Source organism: Vibrio sp. R10-SG3-ISO10 (assembly GCF_059834185.1).
The window spans coordinates 1-22370 of record NZ_JCBDHG010000027.1 but is presented as its reverse complement, the minus strand read 5'-3'; the positions used below and the strand labels follow the sequence as shown (position 1 = coordinate 22370).

Here is a 22370-nt window from a genome sequence, read left to right as displayed (position 1 = left end):
GATGAGTCGTTACGCTTTTGCCGCCGCTAGAAGCGCACCACAGCCCATAAACATAGAGCCAAAGACTTTGTTGATACGCGACATAATCTTATCTGAGCGAATAAAACGTCCCATCTGAGCGGCTAAGCTGGTGTAACCCAACATAACAAACGCATCAATAGTCACGGTTGTCACTCCAAGTACGAGAAGTTGAGTTAACTGGTCTTTTGCTGGGTCCAGAAACTGAGGGAACAGCGCCACCAAAAAGACAATCGATTTAGGATTGGTCAGATTGATCAATACCGCCTTGCGCATCAAACTCATGCTCGATAGGTGCTGAGTCGCTTCCGCGGCTGCTAAGCTAGAGTGATCGCGCCACTTCTGAATCCCAAGCCATACTAAGTAAGCAGCACCCACCCACTTAATCACACTAAACGCAAACGCAGACTGAGCAACCAGAGCGCCAATACCCGCGCCAACGAGCATAATATGGATAGTCAGACCTATCTGTAGACCGGCAATCGCAGCCAACGAACGTCGCGTACCATAACTCAAGCCATTACTGATTGAGTTCACCGTACCAGACCCCGGAGCTAAGCTAAAAACAATCGCTGTGACTACATAAGCAAGCCAAACATGCATATCCATCGTATTTCCCCTCGACTAAATGCAGCTAGAGACACATAATCTAAATCTGTCGCAAAAATGAAATCGTAATCAGGCGCTTAACAACCATGAATGATTCAAGCTTCAACATTACTCCTTCTTATACTCAAGAGTCCAATTTTGAGCAAGCAATCAATAGCAATATTGCTAAATTATGGGAGTCTAGAGAGGAAGGCTATATAAAATCGTTCGACAAAACCGCTCTGTATTGGATTAAACTCAGCGCGCCAGAACACACCAAAGCGATCGTGGTGGTCAACGGACGCATAGAGTGCTGCGCAAAGTATCAAGAGCTGTTTTACGATCTGTTCCGCCAGGGTTACGATATTTATTCTTACGATCATCGAGGACAAGGTTTGTCTGACCGCCTGATTGAAGACAAGCAGATGGGCTATGTGGAAGAGTTCGATGACTACGTCAAAGATTTAGACAAACTGCTGCACCATTTCAATTTGGACCAATACCAAAAACGTTATCTGTTGGGCCACTCCATGGGCGGCAATATTGCCACGCGCTACCTTCAAAGTTATGACTACCCATTTGATGCGGTTTCCCTCAGTGCACCTATGTATGGCGTCGATCTGCCTTGGCACCTAAAACCGATTGCAACAATTTTAGGTCAGCTGTTAACGGCTATTTATCCCCAACCAACATTTGCTCCCGGCCAAGTGGCTTATTTTCCTAAACCGTTTGAGGGTAACTTTCTCAGCCAAAGTGATGTTCGCTATCATTGGTTCCGCGATCTCTATGAGCAACAACCTGAACTCAAAATTGGTGGCGCAAGTACGCGCTGGGTATGGCAAGGACTGATGGCCTGTAAGCAATGCTATCTAATGACTCGCCATGTAAAAGTCCCTTTAGTGGTCATGCAGGCGGGCGAAGATCAGATCGTGTCTAACCAAGCTCAAACCCAATTTATTAAGAAGCTTGCGCGGACCAACACTCAATGTGCCTTTAAAATAGTGCATGGCGCGAAACATGAGCTGCTGTTTGAAAAAGATGAGTACCGCAACCAAGCTCTAGATACCACACTGACCTTTTTCGAGCAGTACTAAAATAGGAAATACTAGAGGGTGATCTTTACCCTCTTTTTCCCCTTTATGTTCAAGTAAACTGAGCCCTCTACCTTATTAGGTAATTCATGTTGTACATACGAGGGTGATATGACCGAAGCACGTAAAGATACTCCTTTTCACATTGTAGCCTCCGATCTCGATGGCACTTTACTCGCACCAAACCACCAGCTGAGCGAGTTTTCAAAACAAACCCTGAAAGCGCTGCATGAAAAAGGCTTCACCTTTGTCTTTGCGACGGGTCGTCACCACATCGACGTTGCAGGTATCCGTGAGATTGCTGGTATTCCTGCTTACATGATTACCTCTAATGGCGCGCGTGTTCATGACCAAAATGATCAACTGATGTACAGCAACAATGTCCCACAAGAGTTAGTGCAGCCAGTGATCGATGTGATCAGCGAAGATCCAAGTATTTTTATCCACATGTATCAAAACGAAGATTGGTTACTCGATCGAGAGGATGAAATGCTAGCTAAATTCCACAGTGAATCTGGCTTTAGCTACAAACGCTTTAACGCAGCTTCAGCGCCAAATGATGGCATTGCTAAAATTTTCTTCACTCACCCAGAGCAAGACCATGACCATCTTGTGACGTTCGAAAACAAACTACGTGAAAAGTTTGGTGATCAACTCAACATTGCTTTCTCAACACCTTGGTGCCTTGAAGTCATGGCTGCTGAAGTGTCAAAAGGTCATGCGCTTGAAGCCGTTGCAAAATCGTTAGATTTGAACCTAGAAAACTGTATCGCCTTTGGCGACGGGATGAATGATGCCGAGATGCTAGAAATGGCCGGCAAAGGGTTGGTGATGGGTACCTCGCATCACAAGGTGAAAGAAGCGCTACCAAACAATGAAGTGATTGGTAGTAATGAAGATGATGCTGTGGCTCACTACCTGCACGATAATCTTTTTTAGATAGCGGCTATCGCTATCAATTCAATCCAGGCTGCATTGTGCAGCCTGTTTTGTTATCGCAGTTACCTTTGGCTGGGCAGCTTCTCTTTATCTAAAATAGCAGCCCACTCTTGCTCTGTGACTGGCATGATCGACAGCCGATTACCTCTTTTCACCAGCGGCATGTTTTCTAGTTCTGGCATCGCTTTCATCACGGACAATGGGATCAAACGATCTGTCTTACGCACAAATTCGATATCAACCATAAACCAGCGTGGGTTATCCGGCGTTGATTTCGGGTCGTAATAGTCACTTTCAGGATCAAATGAGAAATGGTCGGGGTATGACTCCTTGACCACTTTCGCAATCCCTGCCACTCCTACCTTCTTACAAGATGAGTGATAGATAAGCACCAAGTCACCGAGTTTGACCTGATCACGCATCATGTTACGTGCCTGATAATTACGTACTCCTTCCCAGCATGAGGTATTTTGTGTTCGGAGTGTGTCAATAGAAAAGGTGTCTGGTTCAGTTTTGAATAGCCAATATGCCATAATAGGCTCCGCCAGTTTCTTAATAGGGAAGATATAGCATGAAGGCGCTCCGAAACCCAGCGGCTGTGATCATTTTACTCGCGTTACAAGCCTGTTCGACGTCAACGACCATCAAAGACAGCGAATCTAAACCCGTTGTGCAAGCGAGCTTAGACAAGCCTGATACGATAAAGCCTCAGACTTTTGTTATGCGCGGAGAAGTCGTGCTTGGCCATGAAGTGCGCTCTATTACACCCTGTGGAAGTAATCAACAGTATTGGCTCGATATCTCTGACGATCGCTTTCATCAAGCGCTAAAGTTAGTTCGCTCTCCTTATGCTCCTCTTTATGGTGAAGTTATCGGTCACCTTGAAACAGGCCAAGCGGATGGTTTTGTTGCTGATTACAGTGCACGCTTTGTCGTCGACTCAATTAACCTACTTAGTGCAGAGAATCCAAAGCGTTGTGATCAAGCGCTGAAACCTACCCGAGCTTTTGGCAATGAGCCATTCTGGTCGATTGATTTCGCCAGCAACGCGCTGACCTTTCAGAAAATCGGAAAAGATAAACGCCAATTAGAACTCTCATCTAGCCGTATAGAATCTGATCGACGTCGTTACCAGTTTGAAGGCGGTTCACTAGAGCTTAACCAACGTAGCTGTGTTGATGGGATGAGCGATTCACTTTATGGTTGGAGTGCAACACTTGAGCTTGAAGGCAACAGCTACCAAGGGTGTGCTACCCTGTCTAATCAAGACGCCACTCAGGATTGGACTGGTCTCTATCAAGCGGCCTCAACCAAATCGAGTGACTTTAGTGTCGCATTAAAAATCTATCCGGATCACTCAGCGACAACCACCTACAGCTACACGACAGGAGAAGCAGATTCGGTTGAGAGTGGCTACTGGCAGCAGCTTAACAAAGACCAGATTCAAGTGGTGATGACTCGTCATCAACAGCAAGCATTATTGTCAGAGCGAATCTTCACTCGTGATGGCTACCAACTCAGCGCTAGCCAAGAGAAGGTCGGCAGTCTTATCTATCCGATTGCCGATGGTGGATTAACTCTGTTTAAAGCGCAGCAAGACACGCAAAGCGCCACTTCGAAGGTGACTTCAGATCCGAAAGCCATCCCTTCCAGCGCCGAGTTCAACCCTAAAGTCGACAATGCCATACGTGAGTATTTTAAATCGGACAACATAGACCCAGCAGATACTAAGTATCGTTGGTTGGAGTACGATTTAAATGGTGATGGCAATAAAGAACTCTTGGTTCAGCTGAACTGGTGTGGCTCTGGCGGCTGTACCGTACTGCTGTTTGAAAATCAGCAACAGCAATGGCAGTTTAACTCTCGCATTACTCTAGTAAGAACGCCGATTAACTTAGGTCTAGAGCAAACCGATGGATGGCAAGATTTAATCCTATTTGTTAGTGGTGGAGGCACGACACCTAACCAACATGTTTTAAAGTATCAGGGGGACAGCTATCCGCTTAACCCAAGCTCTGCGCCTATCGCTAACTACGATCAGATTAGCCCTATCCAGCTATTTTCTGACGGGCAGACACCCCACCAGCAAGGCGTAGTAATGTGAGCCAAGTGAATTCCACTGAGGGCAATCGCTGCCCTCAGTGCAAGTTGCAGTATCAATGTGTATGCCACAAGCTACCGAGCATCAACACTCGCTTCCATCTTGCACTGGTAACCCATGAAAATGAGATTAATCGCGAGACCAATACTGGCCAGTGGTTAGATAAAAGCCTGTCTGCGACGAGCGTGCATATTTGGCAACGCACTCAGCCTTGTGACAAGTTAATGTCCTTAATACAAAGTGAGAATTATCAAGCCTACTTGCTGTTTCCTGATGACGGAAGTATTCCAGTGTCGCAGGCAATAGATGAGACAGCAGTGAGCGAGAAACGACCTTTGTTTATCATCCTTGACGGTACATGGCAGGAAGCGAAAAAGATGCTGCGTAAGAGCCCTTGGCTCAATCAACTGCCTTTAGTACACATCACTCCAACGCAAGCATCACGTTATCAATTACGCCGCAACCAGGAGCAAGGTCATCTATGTACGTTAGAAGTTGGCTGCGAAGTGCTAAAACAAGCTAAGCAAGTACAGCAAGCAGAGCAACTTTTGCAGTTTTTTGACCGCTATATGCTGGCTTTCAAAGCCGACAAAAGCGGTCACATTTTAAAGACTAAAACAGGCGACTAGGCTCTGCGAGGTAAAAACCTTGCAGATAGTCGACACCAATACTTTCCGCGATATTGCACACTTCTTGGTTGTGAACAAACTCGGCGACGGTTTTTGCATTGAGTACTTGGCATAGTTTGACCAACTGACCGGTAATCTGACGCTGTTTTGGATCCTTATCGATAGTTTTTATTAAACTGCCATCGAGTTTAATCACATCCGGCTCTAGGCGAATAATTTCATCGATATTGGAGTAACCGGAACCAAAATCATCCACCAGCAAACGAACGCCAAGCTGCTTAAAGTGAGCGCAAATCTCAGCCATGCGGCCAAAATCCTTAATCCGTTCAGATTCCAAGACCTCAATGCCTAAGCGATATGGGTCATTCATCTTCGCAACCGACTGCTCAAGGAGATAAAGCGTCTTGTCACTGAGCATGTCTTGTGGAGATAAATTAACTGAGAATGACGCTTGCTTGTCGGCCATATGCGCTATGGTTGATGTCAGCATATGGCGACTTAAACGAGTGTAAAGATGCGTACCCTCAACGATGGGTAGAAAGCGCCCTGGCGCGATTATCTCACCATCATCTTCAATACGAACTAAGCACTCTTGGGATACCTGCTCACGGGTATGAGCGGCAAAGATCGGCTGACTATAGGTAAGAATCCGTTTATTCAGAATAGCGCGACTAACGACCCCCATCAAATCAAGCTTGTCTCTTTGCTCCAACTCACTAATAGAATAATCTTTGGCATTAATAAAATGAGTATTGCGGGCTTTACCAATTCGACGCGCATCGATCGACTTAAGCAACAGTTCATCACCAGATATCGAAGGGAAATCGCGCTTACTGGCGATGCCACCTGAAATAGATACCGATAAATAATCTACTTCAGGCAATCCGTAAGGCTCAAAATTAATATGTTCAACGTTATCAGCGAATTGTGATAGTTCTTGTTGGAGCACATTAGTCGCTACATCCGATGAAAACACCAAAGCCCATTCTGCTGTGCCGATATAGTAGAGCTGTTGAACAAACGGTGCCCAATCCAGATCAGAAAGGTTATCTGTAAAGTAATCACTTAAATCACGGATCAGTTCATCTGCAACTTGATAGCCATACTTTTCATTAATCTGATGAAAATTAGACAGTTTCAATGTTGCGACATGCTCATCCGTGTTAACGACTTTGAGCCTTTCTTGCAAAGCAACACGATTTTTGAGCCCAGTATGCTTGTCTAGGCGGTAGCTATTGATCAGCTTCTCGGTTTGCTCGGCAAGTTTTAGCTCCATACTCTTCTGCGTTTGATTCAGGTTATCAATCGTATAGCTAATTAAATGAAACAAAGGAGAAACCGGAAACTCGGCTTTTTCGTTAAAAGTCAGCGCCGGACGAGCAGAGTCTTCACTGTAAGCAACATAAGTCATGCTGTGATGAAGCGATTGCTGCGAATCACCTCGATAGAACTCCCCCAAACAGAAAGATCCACAACAGCTTTCGAATTCATCAAATAGCTGGATTTCACTGACGCCTTCAATAAATTCCAAACGCGATTCGCAGTTGTAGATGAAGATAGACTCTGGGTTATGTTGGGCCAAACCAATCACATCATGCCTGACTTGCTCTAAGGTCAGCGAAGGGTGGTTATAGCAGATACGCACTTCATCACCGATGGTAACCGCATTATCGACCTCAATACTGCCATCGGGGTAGAGCTCTCTAGGGCAACTGACCACGCCAGAGCTACTCTTGAGGGGGAAGCTCAACATTTGCTCTAATGTCAGAGTCCGGCCTTCAGAGAGGCGGGTCTGATAGAGTTCATAAGCAGGTTGGTAATCCAACGAACGTAATTGAGTCCCGTCTGCATCGGTTACCCGAAGTGGCCCGCCTATTGGCGTCCACTCGGAGAAGGCGCTACGCCAAACCTGTAACTTGTCCCCATGCAGCGCAGCTGACACCGTCATTTTTTGGAATGTTTGGTTGCCACATAGAACCCACTCATCTCTGTCATCAACATTGGCTGCTACGCCACCGCTGATCGGTACATCGGTGAGAGAGCCTAAAGCTTGGTAGAGATTAAAATCGAGCGAGCTGACATGCTGTGAGAAGCTAATAATAGACTTAGTATGGTGGGTTAACGCTAACCCATTAACGATCTCTTTCGCTTCAGAGAGCGGATTATTGGTTATGGGAACACAAGTAGATGTAATGATAGAGTGTTCAAAGCAGGAAACTGACACCAAACTACCGCGATGGACAATCTGACCATCAAAAATAGTATGGCGAGTACTATGACCTATGATGTGGCATCCAGGAATATGCTCGAGAATTTGGTTCGCATAATCGCATGCGACCTGTTCCGGATCCGTAGACAGAAGCTGAACAAGAAACGAAGAATATTTCTCCGTCGGTATATCCCTTAGATGCGCTTGTAATTGCTGATTGTTATTAACCAGCGCTGAATATGTGCGCATTCAAAAGCCTAAGACGTTGTTTATTTTGATTTATGTTTTGCTATACCGTAATCCAACTAAACCAATATGAAAAGTGTTGTTTTGGTCAGATGTTATTTACATCTCACTCAATAACAATAAGTCATGCAAACGATTCACTTCAACGTCTGGTAACACGCGGGCTTTATTGACGTGGTAAATATTCTTACCTTGGTCATTATACCAACAGGCTTGAAAGCCACTTTTCTTTGCACCAACCACATCAGAAATTAAGTGATCTCCGACATGCAGAATATTCTCTGTAGGCATTGCTAAGAAAGATTGAGCCTTGTCGAACAACTGGGGGTGAGGTTTTGCGTAGCCATCCGGCCCTGCTTTTAATACTAAAGAAAAATAGTCAGACAAACCGATCTTCTCGACATCTACATTACCATTGGTTATCGCAACTAATGGTAATCGCTTAGCGAGTTCTGTCAGTACTTCATGTGACTCCTGCGGGACAGTAAAGTCACTACGCAGGCGAAGCACCTCATCAATAGCCTCGTTCGCCGCTTGTTCTGCCTGCTGAGGTTGATAACCAAGAATATACAAACCCTTCTCAATCTGCTTAAAACGCCACAACGTGACGTCATTGATCAGCCAAGGGTCATCCTCCGCCAATGATCGCTTTAAGTCATACCACCAGCGCAACGTCTTAGTGGCAGAAATAGGGTGATGCTTATGCAGCCAAGCCGCCATTTTTGCCTCAACCTGGCGAATTACCGGGCGATTATCATAAAGGGTATCGTCAAGGTCGAACGTCATCGCTTGGATCGGTTGCAAATGGCGGAAAAACTGCATTACTCGCTATCCTTCTTCTTCGCTCTTGGATGGGCCTGGTCGTACACTTCGGCAAGATGCTGAAAATCTAAGTGAGTGTAGATTTGCGTGGTCGAGATATTCTCGTGTCCGAGCAACTCCTGCACCGCTCGTAGATTATTACTCGATTCCAGCATATGAGTGGCAAAAGAGTGGCGCAATTTATGTGGGCTGATATGACTGGCTACCGACTGCTTTTGCCCCCACTCTGCCATTCGTTTCTGCACATTGCGATGTGAGGTTCTTACGCCTAGCTTAGAGACAAATAACCCATTCTCATCGCTATTGGCTAAGCTAGCTCTTAGCTTCAACCACTTGGCAACCCACTCTGCCGCCATGCCGGAAAAAGGCACCTTTCGCTCTTTGTCACCTTTACCGACAACCCTAAGTTCTCCAGCGGAGAAGTTGACATCTTTAACATTAATACTGACCAATTCCGCCAAGCGTAAACCAGCCCCATACATCAGTTCCATCATGGCTCTATCGCGTACCGCTAACGGATCGTCTTCGTTCACTTCAAGTAGTTGACCCACTTCATCCACATCTAGGTTTTTAGGCAGTGGACGTTTCTTACGTGGTGCTGAGACACCTTTAGCAGGATTTGCCGTCATTTCTCCACGCAAGATCAGGAAATCAAAGAAGCTACGCAGCGAAGATAAGCGAGTCGCCAAGCTGCTGGCTTTCATACCTTCTCGCATACCTTTACTGGCTAACTGACGCACCCAACCCGCATCAACCTGTTGCCACTCTTTTAGCCCCAAATGAGCCAGATGCTGCGCCATGGTTTCAAGTTGTTGTTTGTAGTTACGTTGAGTATGTAAGCTCAGCCCCTTTTCACTACGCAAGTATTCGTAGAAACGTTCAAGGGGCCGTTGGAGACCATTAGGCAGAGGTGCTAGTGATTCGCTCATGGTCTTCGCTTTGCCAAGGTAGGCTGTCGACTAGGTGGGAAAGAACTAAGGCTAGATGGCGCAAGAATAAAGTATCCATATGCGGTTGGAAGTGTCCGCCATCGCTGCTCGAAAAGACTAGAACACCTTGCAGGGATTTCTTCTGTAGCGGTAACACCACGTAGGAGCCCATTTCCGGAGCACGTTGGTTGTCACCAAACAACAGTTCGCGATCCACTTTACGCATACGGCCTAGATAAGCGCCCTTGCCATTGAGATGGTTAGTCGCAAAGCGTTGGTAATTTTCTTTGCTTAATGAATAGTAACTTGATTCGTTATCCAACAGACGAACATAAGCAATGAGATCGAGTGATTTAGCCATTTCTTCAATCGCTTTTACCACCGAAAGCAATGAATCGCACTTAAGGATTTGTTCCTGCAGCTGCATAAACTCATGGAACGTACGATCATTACTCTTTGCCAATGACATTAAAGCGGTGATCTCTTCTTCCAACTCTTCAATACGCTGACGTTGGCGGTTCATTTGCACATGCACTAATGAAACCGCACCTTGCTCTTGATGAGGTAACGCCAGTCTATCGACTAAATCTCGACGATGATGAAAAAAGTCCGGATTGTCACGTAAGTATTCGGCAACCACTTCTGCCGTAAGCGCATCCGCTTCAATTTGAGACACGTCTGTTCCTTATTGTTTCTTATTATCTACCCAAAATAGTTGGGGCTATTAGCAGCTTAGTTGACCATCAAACACATGGGTAGCAGGCCCTGTCATATAGAGAGGTTTTCCCTCGCCCTGCCACGCTATTTTAAGCGAGCCACCCGGCAAGTTTACCGTGACTTTCTCATCCAGTAATCCCTGAACAACGCCAACGGCAACCGCACCACATGCACCACTGCCACAAGCCTGAGTTTCTCCTGCGCCGCGCTCGTACACTCGTAAGTTCACTTCATTGCGACTTACGATCTGCATAAAGCCAGCGTTAACGCGTTCAGGGAAGCGTTCATGAGATTCCAATAGTGGTCCCAGTGTATCAACATCCGCCGTCGCGACATCATCAACCACAGTCACCACATGAGGGTTCCCCATACTGACTGCGCCGCAGAAAAGCGTCTTGTCTTCTGCACGAAGGATGTAGGTCTTCTCCGTTTGCTTAGCTTTAAATGGAATCTTACTCGGTTCGAATTCAGGCACACCCATATTAACCGTGACCTGATCATCTTCCTCGATGTTAAGAACCATTTTGCCTTTCTTAGTGCTGACACTGATGCTGTACTTATTGGTCAGCCCTTTCATGCGCACAAAACGAGCAAAACAGCGCGCGCCATTTCCACACTGTTCTACTTCACTGCCATCGGCATTAAAAATCCGATAGTGAAAATCTGTTTCTGGATCATATGGCGCTTCAACCACTAATAGTTGGTCAAAACCCACCCCAGTATGACGATCCGCTAAGCGGCGGATCAGGTCAGGGGAAAAGAAAATGTTCTGGGTAATGCAATCAACAACCATGAAATCATTACCCAGACCGTGCATTTTAGAAAAATGGAAATGCATAAGACTCCAATTACTCCGGAAGTACGTTTTCAAGCGCCCACAGGCTAGATAGTTCTTCACGCTGGCGAACTAGGTGTACTTGCTTACCATCAACCATCACTTCTGCCGCTCGGCAACGAGTGTTGTAGTTCGACGACATCACAAAGCCATAGGCTCCAGCAGATCGCACTGCCAAGAGATCGTTCTCTTGCAGTACTAATGCGCGGTCTTTACCTAGGAAGTCGCCCGTCTCACAGATAGGTCCTACTAGGTCATAAGTCACGGCTTCGCCTTCACGCGGCACAACTGGCACAATATCTTGCCAAGCTTGGTACAAAGCAGGACGCATCAGGTCATTCATCGCGGCATCAATGATGGCGAAGTTTTTATGCTCGGTATGCTTAAGGAATTCAACCTTAGTCAGCAGCAGCCCGGCATTTGCGGCGATGGCTCGGCCTGGCTCAAAAATCAATTCAAGGTCTTGATGGTTGTCTAAACGACCAAGCAGTGCTTTAGCATAATCTGAAGGCTCTGGTGGCAGTTCATCACGATAGACAACGCCTAAGCCACCACCCACATCAAGGTGCTTAATAGTAATGCCTTGTGCTTTAAGATCATCAATTAGCGCAAGCAATCGATCGGTCGCATCAATGAAAGGCTCGATGTCGGTTAGCTGTGAACCAATATGGCAATCAATACCTTGAACATTGAGGTTTTCTAGACTCTGCGCAAACTTGTAAACCGCAGGCGCGCGGTCAAACGCGATACCAAATTTGTTATCACGTAAGCCTGTCGAAATATAAGGGTGAGTATTCGCATCAACGTCTGGGTTAATACGCAGTGAAATTGGCGCTTTCACACCAAGCTCGCCAGCTACTTTGTTCAGGCGCTCTAATTCTGGCTCAGACTCCACATTAAAGCACTTAATGCCTAGCTCTAGCGCGCGCTTCATTTCTGCTGCGGTTTTACCGACACCTGAGAACACCACTTTGCTTGGCTCACCTCCAGCGGCAATCACACGCTCTAACTCGCCACCTGAGACGATGTCAAAGCCAGAACCCAAACGTGCTAAAGCATTTAATACACCAATGTTAGAGTTCGCTTTGACTGCGTAGCAGACAAGATGCGGGTGCTCACCGACTGACTTATCAAAAGCATGCCAATGGCGCTCTAGAGTCGCGCGCGAGTATACATAAAGTGGTGTACCAAACTGCTGCGCCAGTTCAGTCAATGAGACGTCTTCGGCCCATAGCTGGCCATCATCCTGATAGTTGAAGTAATCCAAAGTACTTTCCCTTATATTCTGATTATCGTTTTATTGTGAAGGTTGCTCTTTTTGTGGAGCGTCTTCAGGCATGTATAGAGGTCCAGTTTGACCACAGCCAGCTAAGCCAAGGACTGAAAAGATAAATAGCGCTAAGATTGATTTTTTCATGGGTTCTATCGTGATTATTCTGTCAATGCCCCCTATAATCGCACCACACTCAAGAAAAGCAATAGGATAGATTAGATGAACGATACTGAATTTCATCAGTTAGTAGATGTTCAAATGCAAATCATCGAGGAAATGATTGATGATTCAGGTGCGGACATCGACTACGAGACTTCTGGAAACGTAATGACACTGGAGTTTGAAGACCGTAGTCAAATCATTATCAACCGCCAAGAGCCAATGAAAGAGATCTGGCTAGCCTCTAAATCCGGCGGTTTCCACTTTGCGCTCGTTGAAGAGCAGTGGACTTGCTCGAAAACAGGTCTTGAGCTGATTGCCATGGTTAAGCAAGAGTGTGAAAAGCACAGCGATGAAGACATTGAGTGGGAATAATCGCCCATTAAGAACAATAAAAAAGAGCATCTGTGGATGCTCTTTTTTTGTATCTAGGCGTTAACAATTTTGCTCGGTCTTGAGTAACTTGCTCCATCATTACGATACGGAACAATGTAAGACTCATCATCTTCAGGGTGAACAATCTGATAATACTGCGGTAGGTTGAAATTGATCAGCTTAGAAGACAACGGATTTTCATCTTGTACCGAGGTGTAGAAACTATTCACGCTCGCGATCATCTCGTCTTTCTCACCTTTGAACTGATGGTAGACTTCAACGCGATTCGCTTCATCCAGTACATAGATATTAAAGCCTTGCTCACTGTCTTCGAAGAAGAACTGGATCAGGCCCTCACTGGCAAACCCATCAACAATTTCAGGTAGCTGGTAATCTTGCTCTTTATCAAGCATTAACAGCGGTGAACCCTTCAACTTATTGGTTGAGATACTGCGATAGAAGTCGACCGAGTTTTCCAGCATTTGTACCGAAACACCGCGACGCTCAAAGAACAAACCATAAGTTTGTTGACCAATACGCAACGCTTTAAAGCGACGGCGCTTTTCTTGCTCAACAGGTTTTAAGCGTAAATCGATACACTCAGCAAGAAGCTGATACACCATATTACGCATCACACCACGCAGGTTTTTGCTGTAACAGAACACATCAACTGACTCTGGCGGAATCGCATCTTGGTGCATTTTACCTAATACCGTTTTCAAGGCATCCAGCATGGCAGTTTCGCCTTTAAAATGCAGAGTACGCACTTCATGCCAAGAGTTACGATAAACCAAGTCGACACTGCCAACTAAACACTTCTGTTCAGAACCAAAACTAAAAATATCGGTCGTTTTAGGATCAAGCTTAAGTGACTTGCCGCTTAGCTCAGACGTTGGGTCATTCTCGAAGTTGATAAACATCGCTAATTGGCTAATCTCACACGGACTAGCTAATGCCTGCATCGTAGGACGACGCTTACGTAGTGAGAAGGTATTACGCAAATCACTCACCATCTGATAAAACTTGTCGATATCAAGATGCGCATCGCGGATAACAGAATGCAATCGAGTCGATTCAGTGATTAGGCCGTTAAAGAAAGACCAAGCAACAAGCTTACTGAGATACTCGTTGTGCTCTAATGGCGCCTGACCAAGAATACGGTGTGGCGTAAGAGGTTGCTTATACAAGTACCAACCAGACTGGTTAGTACGCCCTGGTCTCACTTCAATAAAAGTTAAGTCTGACTCGTGCAAATCAGGTGAAATCTGCGGGTTGAGCAGCGTCACCTTGCCAGGCAGGACTTCAAATGCCGCATATAACTTACGCGCAAGAATACTGATGTCTTGCGGACTGATCGCCGAAGTAATGTCATTGCGACGCGCAAACTGAATCAAGTTACGGTAGCTCTGCATCAAGGCATCAAGCAACGCATGATGCACCACTTTTACTTGCTCCACCTTCCAATTACGGCGGTCATCAAGTTCAGCGATCACTGAGCTATCCCAATCCCACTTCTGCACCATGTCAGAGAGTGCTTCACGTCGCCAAGCAACAGAGCCGACACTTGGCTCACGAGATAGCTTTTCGTGCGTTTTAAGATAAAAACAACGGCGCACAAGATCTAAGCGAGTGGTATCACCAATACGCTCTAAATAGCGGGTGACTTTTTCTAGCATCAGATAATACGCATCCATACCATAAAGGTCGGGCTCATGCGCAAAGAAGCGGCGCTTAGTATCTAGACTGAGAAGTTGAGTGTTAGGGTACTCCCACGAATAAGCTTCAAGTAGGATGGCTTTTAAAACTGACTTATAGGGCGAGTCGATACTCTTATATAACTGCCATAAGTTAGAGCCAAAATATTCCTCTGCAGGGATTCGATTAAGCTGACCGAAATCGATCCATTTCGAACAATCGATATAACCTTTGCCACAGAGGTCTTTCACGTATTCGTCGTAGCACTCTTCCATTTCAGGAGGAACAATTTGCCACAGTAGACGTTGACCGGCGAGACGCACTGCGCTGCGATAAAACTCATCGAGCAGCAGTAAGTGCTGAGATGAACCACAATTGTCACCCGTCATCTCTTCTGAGTGATTTGAACGGAATCGCTCTTCATCCATTAAGAAGAAGTTAGCTTCCACACCCTGCGTTTGAGCCCAATCGGTGATCAGCAAACATTTGTTAGTAAGACTTTCACGTTCGTCACAACTCATGCTTGGCGAAACGCACACCCAGATATCTAGATCACTGGAAGTACTTTGACCAATGGAGGAAGTACTGCCCATAGTGTACAGACCCAAGATCGCTGGGTTGTCACTGGTAGTAAGCGGCTGACCAATCGTTAACTGAGTATCTTCAACAAATTGTTGCTGGATGTCATTCAATTCAAACTCGCGAACACCAAATGGTACTTGCGCGTCGAAATAACCAGGGATAACTGGATGATTGAAATGAAGCAGTGTTGGGATCAGATGGAACACACGCTGACTTGGCAAATCCATAAGAGCCAGCGCACGCTCAACACGTTGCTGGTTTAGGTTATCAAGTCTTTTAATTAGCGTCTTGGTGTAAGCCTGCAAGGGGGTTTCCTTGGTTCATATCCTAGATGGCACTTTGACTATTAATTGTTCTAAAGCACCAACAAAACGTGATCAATCTATCACTTTTCTTTGAGTTGGTAAAGAAATGTACGATCGATTCGACACAATTTTGCCCATCCGAAGTTGTCGCTCTTAGTGTGGTACGTAACTTCTATTAATAATAATAGCCTATTTTACAAACGAGACCTTAGTCACACTCTTTTAATCATTTTGTGCTAGCAAACACCTAAGCCTCATGCGGTCGAATAAGCAATAATACTTTTCTAGCTGACAATGGTAGGATTAAGCCATTATTTTGTTATCTGCAGAACACTATGACTCAACAAACTCCAATTCGAATTGCGACGCGCAAAAGCCCTCTTGCCCTTTGGCAAGCTCACTATGTTAAAGACGCTTTAATGGCTGCTCACCCTGGTTTAGAAGTTGAGCTAGTGACGATGGTAACCAAAGGCGACATCATTCTAGATACACCTTTAGCGAAGGTGGGTGGTAAAGGCTTGTTCGTTAAAGAGCTAGAAGTGGCTATGTTAGAAGGACGCGCCGACCTTGCCGTTCATTCAATGAAAGATGTCCCTGTCGATTTCCCTGAAGGTCTTGGTCTGGTGACGATCTGTGAACGTGAAGATCCTCGCGACGCTTTCGTTTCAAATACCTATAACAATATTGATGAGCTGCCTCAGGGTGCCGTAGTAGGTACTTGCAGCTTACGCCGTCAATGCCAGTTAAAAGAATCTCGCCCAGATTTAGTGATCAAAGAGCTACGCGGCAATGTAGGCACTCGCCTAGGTAAACTAGACGCAGGCGAATACGATGCCATCATTCTCGCTGCCGCTGGCTTGAAACGCCTTGAACTAGAAGAGCGCATCAAGAGCTTTATCGAACCAGAACAATCTCTACCGGCGGTAGGACAAGGCGCTGTAGGTATTGAATGTCGTCTTGATGACGAACGCCTAATTAAGTTACTAGAACCACTCAACCACAAAGAAACCGCCGATCGCGTACTGTGTGAGCGTGCGATGAACCTCACTCTAGAGGGCGGCTGTCAAGTACCAATTGGTAGTTACTCTCTAATTGATGGCGACAACATATGGTTACGTGCCCTAGTCGGCGAACCTGATGGTTCAAAGATCGTTCGTGGTGAGATTCGTGGCTCTCGTACTGATGCTGAAGCTCTTGGCATTACGCTTGCCAACCAGCTACTCGACCAAGGTGCGAAAGAGATCTTAACCAAGCTATACGCTGAGCACGAGTAACTCCTTATGGCAGTACTGGTCACTCGGCCGGGACAACAAGGCCGCTCGCTATGTAACAAGCTGTCAGAGGTTGGTATTGAAAGCCATCACCAACCTTTGATAGACATTCAGCCCGGAGAGCAACTCGAAGGGCTGGAAACATCCATTTCTCATTTCGATATTATCATCGCCGTCAGTCAGCATGCGGTGACATCTACCGATAGATACCTGCAAAAACTTGAGCAAAGTTGGCCCAATAGCACGACCTACCTTGCCGTTGGTCAAAAAACTGCACACGTTTTAAGCAAAGCAACCCGACAAACAGTACACTACCCAGAAGTCAGTGATAGTGAACATCTGCTACTACAAGACGCCTTACTCTCTATCGCCAACAAAAAGATCCTGATTCTACGAGGCAATGGAGGGCGAGAGTTGATATTCGATACTCTAGTCGCCCGTGGCGCTCAAGTTGAATATCGCGAGGTGTATAAACGAGAAAACCTAGCTTTCCGCTCAGATTTGCTCGTACCTATCTGGCAAAATGAAAAAATAACTCAATTAGTCATCACCAGTTCAGGTCAGCTTAGTTACTTTGTTTCTCAACTAACTGATGAGCATAAGGCCTGGCTGTTTACGCTCCATCTGTATGTACCCAGTGAGCGAATAGCGCAACAAGCACGAGAAGTCGGTTTTAAAGTTGTTACCAACACCTTCAGTGCCTCTAATAAAGTATTACTGGCTGCTCTCCGGCCAAGTGAAACAGGACAATAAGTAATGACCAAAAAAAATAACAACGATAACAATACCCCTGACCAAGAAAAAAAATCGGCAGAGGAAATAAGCAAAGCAACAAACGCGTCTGATACTACTGAAACAAAAGCGGAACAACCGGCCGTTGAACAAGCCTCTCAGCCTGAAGCCAAGTCTGCCGCAACTACACAACCTGAGTTTGAAGAGAAGCAAGGTAAGCGCGGCGTAAAACTTGGCACTATCGCCATTGTCATCTCTTTATTGATAGGCGGTGGTCTCACTTTCCAAATGCAGCAAAAGAATGCTCAATATCAAGCGCAGATAGATGCTCTTCAAGCTCAACTAAAGCAAACTCAAACCAGTGTTCAGTCAGAACTCGATTCAACCAAGCAACAAGCTATTGCCAAAGCGACAGAAATTACCCACCGTGCTGAAACCGTTCTTGAGCAGCAGCAAAAAAGCATCGAAAGCCTACAAGTTGCGGTAGCTGACGTGAAAGGTCGCCGACCAAATGACTGGCTGCTCGCAGAAGCCGATTACTTAGTTAAACTAGCGGGTAGAAAACTGTTCTTAGAGCACGATGCCGTTAGTGCGACCAAACTGATGGAAAGTGCAGACCAAAGAATTGCGGCGCTTAATGACCCAAGCCTAGTGCCTTTGCGTAAATCTATGGCTAACGACATCACCAAACTAAAAACGGTTCCCCTGGTCGACAGAGAAGGCTTAGTGCTGCGCATCACGTCACTGCAACAACAAGTGGATAACCTGCCATTAGCCAATGCACTATTACCAGAAGCACAACAAGTTGAAAAACAGGTTGTTTCTGAAGATGTAAACGACTGGCAAAATAACTTAATGACGTCTCTAAAAGATTTCTCAGAGAACTTCATTACGTTTAGAACTCGTGATGGCAATGTCATTCCACTACTTTCTCCACAGCAACACTTTTATTTAAAAGAGAACATTAAAGCTAAGCTAGAGACCGCAATTAAAGCTGTTTACGTCGAGCAGCAAGATATCTACAGCACAGCATTAACGACTGCGGATAAATGGTCAGCGACCTTCTTTAACCAAGATTCTAATGAAGTGAAAGAGTTCAATAAGGCGCTTGAACTGTTAAGCAAACAGACGGTGCAGGTTGAGTACCCAGTCAAACTGGAAACACAGCAGCAGCTCTCAGATGTGATTCGTGACCGCTTACGCCGAGAAGTCACCACCCTAGTGACGGAGGAAAACTAATGTTTCGAATTATTTTCCTCTTTGTCGTTCTTGGCTTAGGTTTGTTTGCCGGGACTCAATACGCAGGCCAGCAAGGTTACGTGCTAATCTCTGTAGCAAATAAAACCATTGAGATGAGCGTTACTACTCTGGTTATCTTTGTTATCGCCGCCCTCGCTGCCCTATTTGGTCTAGAGTTCTTGATTAAACGAGCACTTAGCGCGAGTTCAGCAACATGGAACTGGTTCAGCGTACGTAAAATGCGCCGCTCACGCCGCTATACAAATGAAGGCATAATCAAGTTGTTAGAGGGTGACTTCAAACTGGCAGAGAAGAAAGTCACGCGCTGGGCAAATCATCATGATATGCCGCTGCTCTGCTACCTGGTCGCTTCAGAAGCGGCACAGGGTATGGGTAACAACCAGCAACGTGACCGTTACCTAGAGTTAGCCTCCCAGCAGGAAAATTCGCAGCTAGCAGTGGAGCTTACCCGAGCTAAGCAGCAGATCCGTGATGCCAACTATAACGATGCGTTCGATACGCTCTCGAACATAAAGGGCAGCTATCCCAATAACGCTATCGTCTTGAATCTACTCAAACAAGTTTATATAGAGCTAAAGCTATGGCAGCCACTGTTAGATCTTCTGCCTAAATTAGTCAAAAACAAAATTGTCTCTAAAGAAGAGCAAGAGCCTTTGATGCAACGCGCCCAATGCGGACTGCTTAGCGATGTAGCAGAGCAGAAAGGCAGTGAAGGCCTCATTGCCCATTGGAATAGTCTACCGCGTAAGGCGAAAGTAGATGCTCACCTTGTTGAGTGTTTTGCTAAGCAGCTGATCTCGCGCCAAGCAGACAATGAAGCGTTTACTTTGATCAAAGAGACACTTAAAAAGCACCCTAACTCTGACCTCTATGCCCTATTACCAGAGCTTAAGCTTGCAGATAATCACCCAGTAGTGACCTTCCTAGAAGGCGCTCTGCGTAAAGACGCGAATAATGCGGAAGCGCACAGCGCCATCGCTCAGTTCCATTTACGTAATGAAGAATGGAGTGAGGCTCAGCAGCACTTAGAGAAGGCACTATCTGTACGCTCTAATGTTTCAGACTATGGTTACCTTTCTGACGCACTAGAGAAGCAGAACTTAACTAAAGCAGCTCATGAAGTATCTAAGAAAGCACTTACGCTTATCAAAGAACCTGCTGCTTAGTAAATCAAAAAGCAATGACCAAGCCACTCACTCGAGTGGCTTTTTTTATATCTAATCAATACGGCGCGATTCGAAAAGCATTAAGGGCTGCACGGACTTCGTCCTACGGAAAACTGGAAAACTGGAAAACTGGAAAACTGGAAATAGTTAGAAGGGCAGATACCTAGTGTCCACTCTCTTTTGTACAGCTGTCGTCCTCAAGAACGAGGGGGCGAATGACTTTGGGATCTCTAGAAGCGAGTCGAATACACTATGAGATTCCCTACTCCTTCCTTCGTCAGTCTATGGAATGACAGTTTACCTCTCAAAGGACGCTATCCACCTAAGGTTCTCAACGCGTAACATTCCAGCAGGGCGAAGCCCGATCCCGTTTTCCAGAAACAAAGTGTTCCATAGGACAAAGTCCGTTCCCAATTCCATAGGGCGTAGCCCGTCCCATCTATCCCTTAAACGCAAGAAGCCCGTTGCGTCAGCAACGGGCTTCTAAAACGACGAAAGCCTAGTCGTAAGACTAGGCTTTCTAAATAAGTGGCTGTCGGCCGGGGTTGCGGGCAACCGGGACTCGTTGGTCGCAGAGCAAAATAATACCGCAGATACAAAAAGACCCCAGCATTGCTGCTGAGGTCTGGAATAAGTGGCGGAGCGGACGGGACTCGAACCCGCGACCCCCGGCGTGACAGGCCGGTATTCTAACCAACTGAACTACCGCTCCGCACTGGTTAGACCTAAAGTCTAAATTTAAAGCCTGGCGATGTCCTACTCTCACATGGGGAAGCCCCACACTACCATCGGCGCTAATTCGTTTCACTTCTGAGTTCGGCATGGAATCAGGTGGGTCCAAATCGCTATGGTCGCCAAGCAAATTCTTTAATTCGGAAAGCTGTTATTGTGTTCTCATACACATTCAAATCTGTTCTTGCTTTGAGTCCATCAAAACCCTTTGGGTGTTGTATGGTTAAGCCTCACGGGCAATTAGTACAGGTTAGCTCAACGCCTCACAACGCTTACACACCCTGCCTATCAACGTTCTAGTCTCGAACAACCCTTTAGGACCCTCAAGGGGTCAGGGAAGACTCATCTCAGGGCTCGCTTCCCGCTTAGATGCTTTCAGCGGTTATCGATTCCGAACTTAGCTACCGGGCAATGCGTCTGGCGACACAACCCGAACACCAGAGGTTCGTCCACTCCGGTCCTCTCGTACTAGGAGCAGCCCCCTTCAATCTTCCAACGCCCACGGCAGATAGGGACCGAACTGTCTCACGACGTTCTAAACCCAGCTCGCGTACCACTTTAAATGGCGAACAGCCATACCCTTGGGACCGACTTCAGCCCCAGGATGTGATGAGCCGACATCGAGGTGCCAAACACCGCCGTCGATATGAACTCTTGGGCGGTATCAGCCTGTTATCCCCGGAGTACCTTTTATCCGTTGAGCGATGGCCCTTCCATACAGAACCACCGGATCACTATGACCTGCTTTCGCACCTGCTCGAATTGTCATTCTCGCAGTCAAGCGGGCTTATGCCATTGCACTAACCTCACGATGTCCAACCGTGATTAGCCCACCTTCGTGCTCCTCCGTTACTCTTTGGGAGGAGACCGCCCCAGTCAAACTACCCACCAGGCACTGTCCTCAACCCGGATAACGGGTCTAAGTTAGAACATCAACACTACAAGGGTGGTATTTCAAGGACGGCTCCACCGATACTGGCGTACCGGTTTCAAAGCCTCCCACCTATCCTACACATGTAGGGTCAATGTTCAGTGCCAAGCTGTAGTAAAGGTTCACGGGGTCTTTCCGTCTAGCCGCGGGTACACTGCATCTTCACAGCGATTTCAATTTCACTGAGTCTCGGGTGGAGACAGCGTGGCCATCATTACGCCATTCGTGCAGGTCGGAACTTACCCCGACAAGGAATTTCGCTACCTTAGGACCGTTATAGTTACGGCCGCCGTTTACCGGGGCTTCGATCAAGAGCTTCGACTTACGTCTAACCCCATCAATTAACCTTCCGGCACCGGGCAGGCGTCACACCGTATACGTCATCTTACGATTTTGCACAGTGCTGTGTTTTTAATAAACAGTTGCAGCCACCTGGTATCTGCGACTCTCAATAGCTCCATCCGCAAGGGACTTCACCGTCAAGAGCGTACCTTCTCCCGAAGTTACGGTACCATTTTGCCTAGTTCCTTCACCCGAGTTCTCTCAAGCGCCTTGGTATTCTCTACCCGACCACCTGTGTCGGTTTGGGGTACGATTCCTTACAATCTGAAGCTTAGAGGCTTTTCCTGGAAGCATGGCATCAATGACTTCACTACCGTAGTAGCTCGACATCGTGTCTCAGCCTTAAAGAGAGCCGGATTTACCTAACTCTCAAGCCTACGCACTTGAACCTGGACAACCGTCGCCAGGCCCACCTAGCCTTCT

Annotated in this window: 19 protein-coding genes, 1 tRNA gene and 2 rRNA genes; 9 read left to right on the top strand and 13 right to left on the bottom strand. The window is 46.4% G+C overall.

Features of this window, described 5'->3' with window-relative positions:
* Positions 1 to 9: 9 nt before the first annotated feature.
* Positions 10 to 627, bottom strand: a complete 618-nt coding sequence (gene rhtB, locus AC6R16_RS22325) for a homoserine/homoserine lactone efflux protein (RefSeq protein WP_500675755.1) — start codon at positions 625 to 627, stop codon at positions 10 to 12.
* Positions 628 to 713: 86 nt separating this feature from the next.
* Between rhtB and AC6R16_RS22320 the strand changes: the two genes are divergently transcribed.
* Together AC6R16_RS22320 and AC6R16_RS22315 are read left to right on the top strand one after the other, a co-directional pair.
* Positions 714 to 1700 (top strand): alpha/beta fold hydrolase, encoded by a 987-nt coding sequence (locus AC6R16_RS22320; protein WP_500675754.1) that lies wholly within the window; start codon positions 714 to 716, stop codon positions 1698 to 1700.
* Between the two features lie 108 nt (positions 1701 to 1808).
* Positions 1809 to 2636 (top strand): Cof-type HAD-IIB family hydrolase, encoded by an 828-nt coding sequence (locus tag AC6R16_RS22315; RefSeq protein WP_500675753.1) that lies wholly within the window; start codon positions 1809 to 1811, stop codon positions 2634 to 2636.
* A gap of 62 nt (positions 2637 to 2698) precedes the next feature.
* On the opposite strand, the gene AC6R16_RS22310 is transcribed toward AC6R16_RS22315, so the two are convergent.
* Positions 2699 to 3169 carry an EVE domain-containing protein gene (locus AC6R16_RS22310; RefSeq protein ID WP_494506239.1) on the bottom strand — a complete coding sequence of 157 codons (471 nt, stop codon included), beginning with the start codon at positions 3167 to 3169 and terminating at the stop codon, positions 2699 to 2701.
* Positions 3170 to 3207: 38 nt separating this feature from the next.
* Between AC6R16_RS22310 and AC6R16_RS22305 the strand changes: the two genes are divergently transcribed.
* Positions 3208 to 4740, top strand: a complete 1533-nt coding sequence (locus tag AC6R16_RS22305; protein WP_500675752.1) for a COG3650 family protein — start codon at positions 3208 to 3210, stop codon at positions 4738 to 4740.
* Positions 4737 to 5366, top strand: coding sequence for a tRNA-uridine aminocarboxypropyltransferase (locus AC6R16_RS22300; protein ID WP_500675751.1), 630 nt, complete (start codon positions 4737 to 4739; stop codon positions 5364 to 5366). Before AC6R16_RS22305 ends, AC6R16_RS22300 begins: the two co-directional genes overlap by 4 nt.
* Here the strand turns inward: AC6R16_RS22300 and AC6R16_RS22295 are convergent.
* The 7 genes from AC6R16_RS22295 to lptM form a co-directional block, all read right to left on the bottom strand.
* Complete coding sequence (locus tag AC6R16_RS22295; RefSeq protein ID WP_500675750.1) at positions 5350 to 7824, bottom strand: bifunctional diguanylate cyclase/phosphodiesterase; 2475 nt, start codon at positions 7822 to 7824, stop codon at positions 5350 to 5352. The two genes, AC6R16_RS22300 and AC6R16_RS22295, sit on opposite strands and share 17 nt — an antisense overlap.
* 96 nt (positions 7825 to 7920) lie before the next feature.
* Entirely contained in the window at positions 7921 to 8643 is a 723-nt protein-coding gene (gene yigB, locus AC6R16_RS22290; protein WP_500675749.1) for a 5-amino-6-(5-phospho-D-ribitylamino)uracil phosphatase YigB, read from the bottom strand.
* Positions 8643 to 9572 (bottom strand): tyrosine recombinase XerC, encoded by a 930-nt coding sequence (xerC, locus tag AC6R16_RS22285; protein ID WP_500675748.1) that lies wholly within the window; start codon positions 9570 to 9572, stop codon positions 8643 to 8645. The genes yigB and xerC overlap by 1 nt, the downstream gene beginning before the upstream one ends.
* Positions 9544 to 10248 carry a DUF484 family protein gene (locus tag AC6R16_RS22280; protein WP_004745021.1) on the bottom strand — a complete coding sequence of 235 codons (705 nt, stop codon included), beginning with the start codon at positions 10246 to 10248 and terminating at the stop codon, positions 9544 to 9546. The genes xerC and AC6R16_RS22280 overlap by 29 nt, the downstream gene beginning before the upstream one ends.
* A 48-nt stretch (positions 10249 to 10296) precedes the next feature.
* Positions 10297 to 11127, bottom strand: coding sequence for a diaminopimelate epimerase (dapF, locus tag AC6R16_RS22275; protein ID WP_171325796.1), 831 nt, complete (start codon positions 11125 to 11127; stop codon positions 10297 to 10299).
* A gap of 10 nt (positions 11128 to 11137) precedes the next feature.
* On the bottom strand, positions 11138 to 12391 hold the full coding sequence (gene lysA / locus AC6R16_RS22270; RefSeq protein WP_500675747.1) for a diaminopimelate decarboxylase: 1254 nt from the start codon (positions 12389 to 12391) through the stop codon (positions 11138 to 11140).
* Between the two features lie 30 nt (positions 12392 to 12421).
* Entirely contained in the window at positions 12422 to 12541 is a 120-nt protein-coding gene (gene lptM / locus AC6R16_RS22265) for an LPS translocon maturation chaperone LptM (protein ID WP_004745018.1), read from the bottom strand.
* 75 nt (positions 12542 to 12616) lie between these two features.
* Between lptM and cyaY the strand changes: the two genes are divergently transcribed.
* Entirely contained in the window at positions 12617 to 12931 is a 315-nt protein-coding gene (gene cyaY, locus AC6R16_RS22260; protein WP_494506248.1) for an iron donor protein CyaY, read from the top strand.
* Between the two features lie 53 nt (positions 12932 to 12984).
* Here cyaY and AC6R16_RS22255 read toward each other — a convergent pair whose 3' ends face one another.
* Positions 12985 to 15513, bottom strand: coding sequence for a class I adenylate cyclase (locus AC6R16_RS22255; RefSeq protein WP_004745016.1), 2529 nt, complete (start codon positions 15511 to 15513; stop codon positions 12985 to 12987).
* Positions 15514 to 15848: 335 nt separating this feature from the next.
* Between AC6R16_RS22255 and hemC the strand changes: the two genes are divergently transcribed.
* The 4 genes from hemC to AC6R16_RS22235 are packed head-to-tail and all read left to right on the top strand — an operon-like array spanning position 15849 to position 19942.
* Positions 15849 to 16787: a hydroxymethylbilane synthase gene (gene hemC / locus AC6R16_RS22250; RefSeq protein ID WP_500639584.1), complete on the top strand. Its 939-nt coding sequence runs from the start codon at positions 15849 to 15851 to the stop codon at positions 16785 to 16787.
* A gap of 6 nt (positions 16788 to 16793) precedes the next feature.
* Positions 16794 to 17537, top strand: a complete 744-nt coding sequence (locus AC6R16_RS22245) for a uroporphyrinogen-III synthase (RefSeq protein WP_494506251.1) — start codon at positions 16794 to 16796, stop codon at positions 17535 to 17537.
* 3 nt (positions 17538 to 17540) lie between these two features.
* Positions 17541 to 18755, top strand: a complete 1215-nt coding sequence (locus tag AC6R16_RS22240; RefSeq protein ID WP_500675746.1) for a uroporphyrinogen-III C-methyltransferase — start codon at positions 17541 to 17543, stop codon at positions 18753 to 18755.
* Complete coding sequence (locus tag AC6R16_RS22235) at positions 18755 to 19942, top strand: heme biosynthesis HemY N-terminal domain-containing protein (RefSeq protein WP_494506253.1); 1188 nt, start codon at positions 18755 to 18757, stop codon at positions 19940 to 19942. Before AC6R16_RS22240 ends, AC6R16_RS22235 begins: the two co-directional genes overlap by 1 nt.
* A 635-nt stretch (positions 19943 to 20577) precedes the next feature.
* Here the strand turns inward: AC6R16_RS22235 and AC6R16_RS22230 are convergent.
* The 3 genes from AC6R16_RS22230 to AC6R16_RS22220 all read right to left on the bottom strand — a co-directional run.
* Positions 20578 to 20654 (bottom strand) — tRNA-Asp (locus AC6R16_RS22230).
* 31 nt (positions 20655 to 20685) lie between these two features.
* Positions 20686 to 20801: ribosomal RNA gene (gene rrf, locus AC6R16_RS22225) — 5S ribosomal RNA — on the bottom strand.
* 92 nt (positions 20802 to 20893) lie between these two features.
* Positions 20894 to 22370: ribosomal RNA gene (locus AC6R16_RS22220) — 23S ribosomal RNA — on the bottom strand; the annotation flags it as partial.

Excerpts from the sequence above, each read along its gene's own strand:
- dapF (WP_171325796.1), bottom strand. The coding sequence starts at position 11,127 with ATGCATTTCCATTTTTCTAAAATGCACGGTCTGGGTAATGATTTCATG.
- AC6R16_RS22305 (WP_500675752.1), top strand. The coding sequence starts at position 3,208 with ATGAAGGCGCTCCGAAACCCAGCGGCTGTGATCATTTTACTCGCGTTA.
- AC6R16_RS22320 (WP_500675754.1), top strand. The coding sequence starts at position 714 with ATGAATGATTCAAGCTTCAACATTACTCCTTCTTATACTCAAGAGTCC.
- hemC (WP_500639584.1), top strand. The coding sequence starts at position 15,849 with ATGACTCAACAAACTCCAATTCGAATTGCGACGCGCAAAAGCCCTCTT.
- xerC (WP_500675748.1), bottom strand. The coding sequence starts at position 9,572 with ATGAGCGAATCACTAGCACCTCTGCCTAATGGTCTCCAACGGCCCCTT.
- AC6R16_RS22245 (WP_494506251.1), top strand. The coding sequence starts at position 16,794 with ATGGCAGTACTGGTCACTCGGCCGGGACAACAAGGCCGCTCGCTATGT.
- cyaY (WP_494506248.1), top strand. The coding sequence starts at position 12,617 with ATGAACGATACTGAATTTCATCAGTTAGTAGATGTTCAAATGCAAATC.
- AC6R16_RS22310 (WP_494506239.1), bottom strand. The coding sequence starts at position 3,169 with ATGGCATATTGGCTATTCAAAACTGAACCAGACACCTTTTCTATTGAC.
- yigB (WP_500675749.1), bottom strand. The coding sequence starts at position 8,643 with ATGCAGTTTTTCCGCCATTTGCAACCGATCCAAGCGATGACGTTCGAC.
- rhtB (WP_500675755.1), bottom strand. The coding sequence starts at position 627 with ATGGATATGCATGTTTGGCTTGCTTATGTAGTCACAGCGATTGTTTTT.
- lptM (WP_004745018.1), bottom strand. The coding sequence starts at position 12,541 with ATGAAAAAATCAATCTTAGCGCTATTTATCTTTTCAGTCCTTGGCTTA.
- AC6R16_RS22315 (WP_500675753.1), top strand. The coding sequence starts at position 1,809 with ATGACCGAAGCACGTAAAGATACTCCTTTTCACATTGTAGCCTCCGAT.
- AC6R16_RS22240 (WP_500675746.1), top strand. The coding sequence starts at position 17,541 with ATGACCAAAAAAAATAACAACGATAACAATACCCCTGACCAAGAAAAA.
- AC6R16_RS22235 (WP_494506253.1), top strand. The coding sequence starts at position 18,755 with ATGTTTCGAATTATTTTCCTCTTTGTCGTTCTTGGCTTAGGTTTGTTT.
- AC6R16_RS22295 (WP_500675750.1), bottom strand. The coding sequence starts at position 7,824 with ATGCGCACATATTCAGCGCTGGTTAATAACAATCAGCAATTACAAGCG.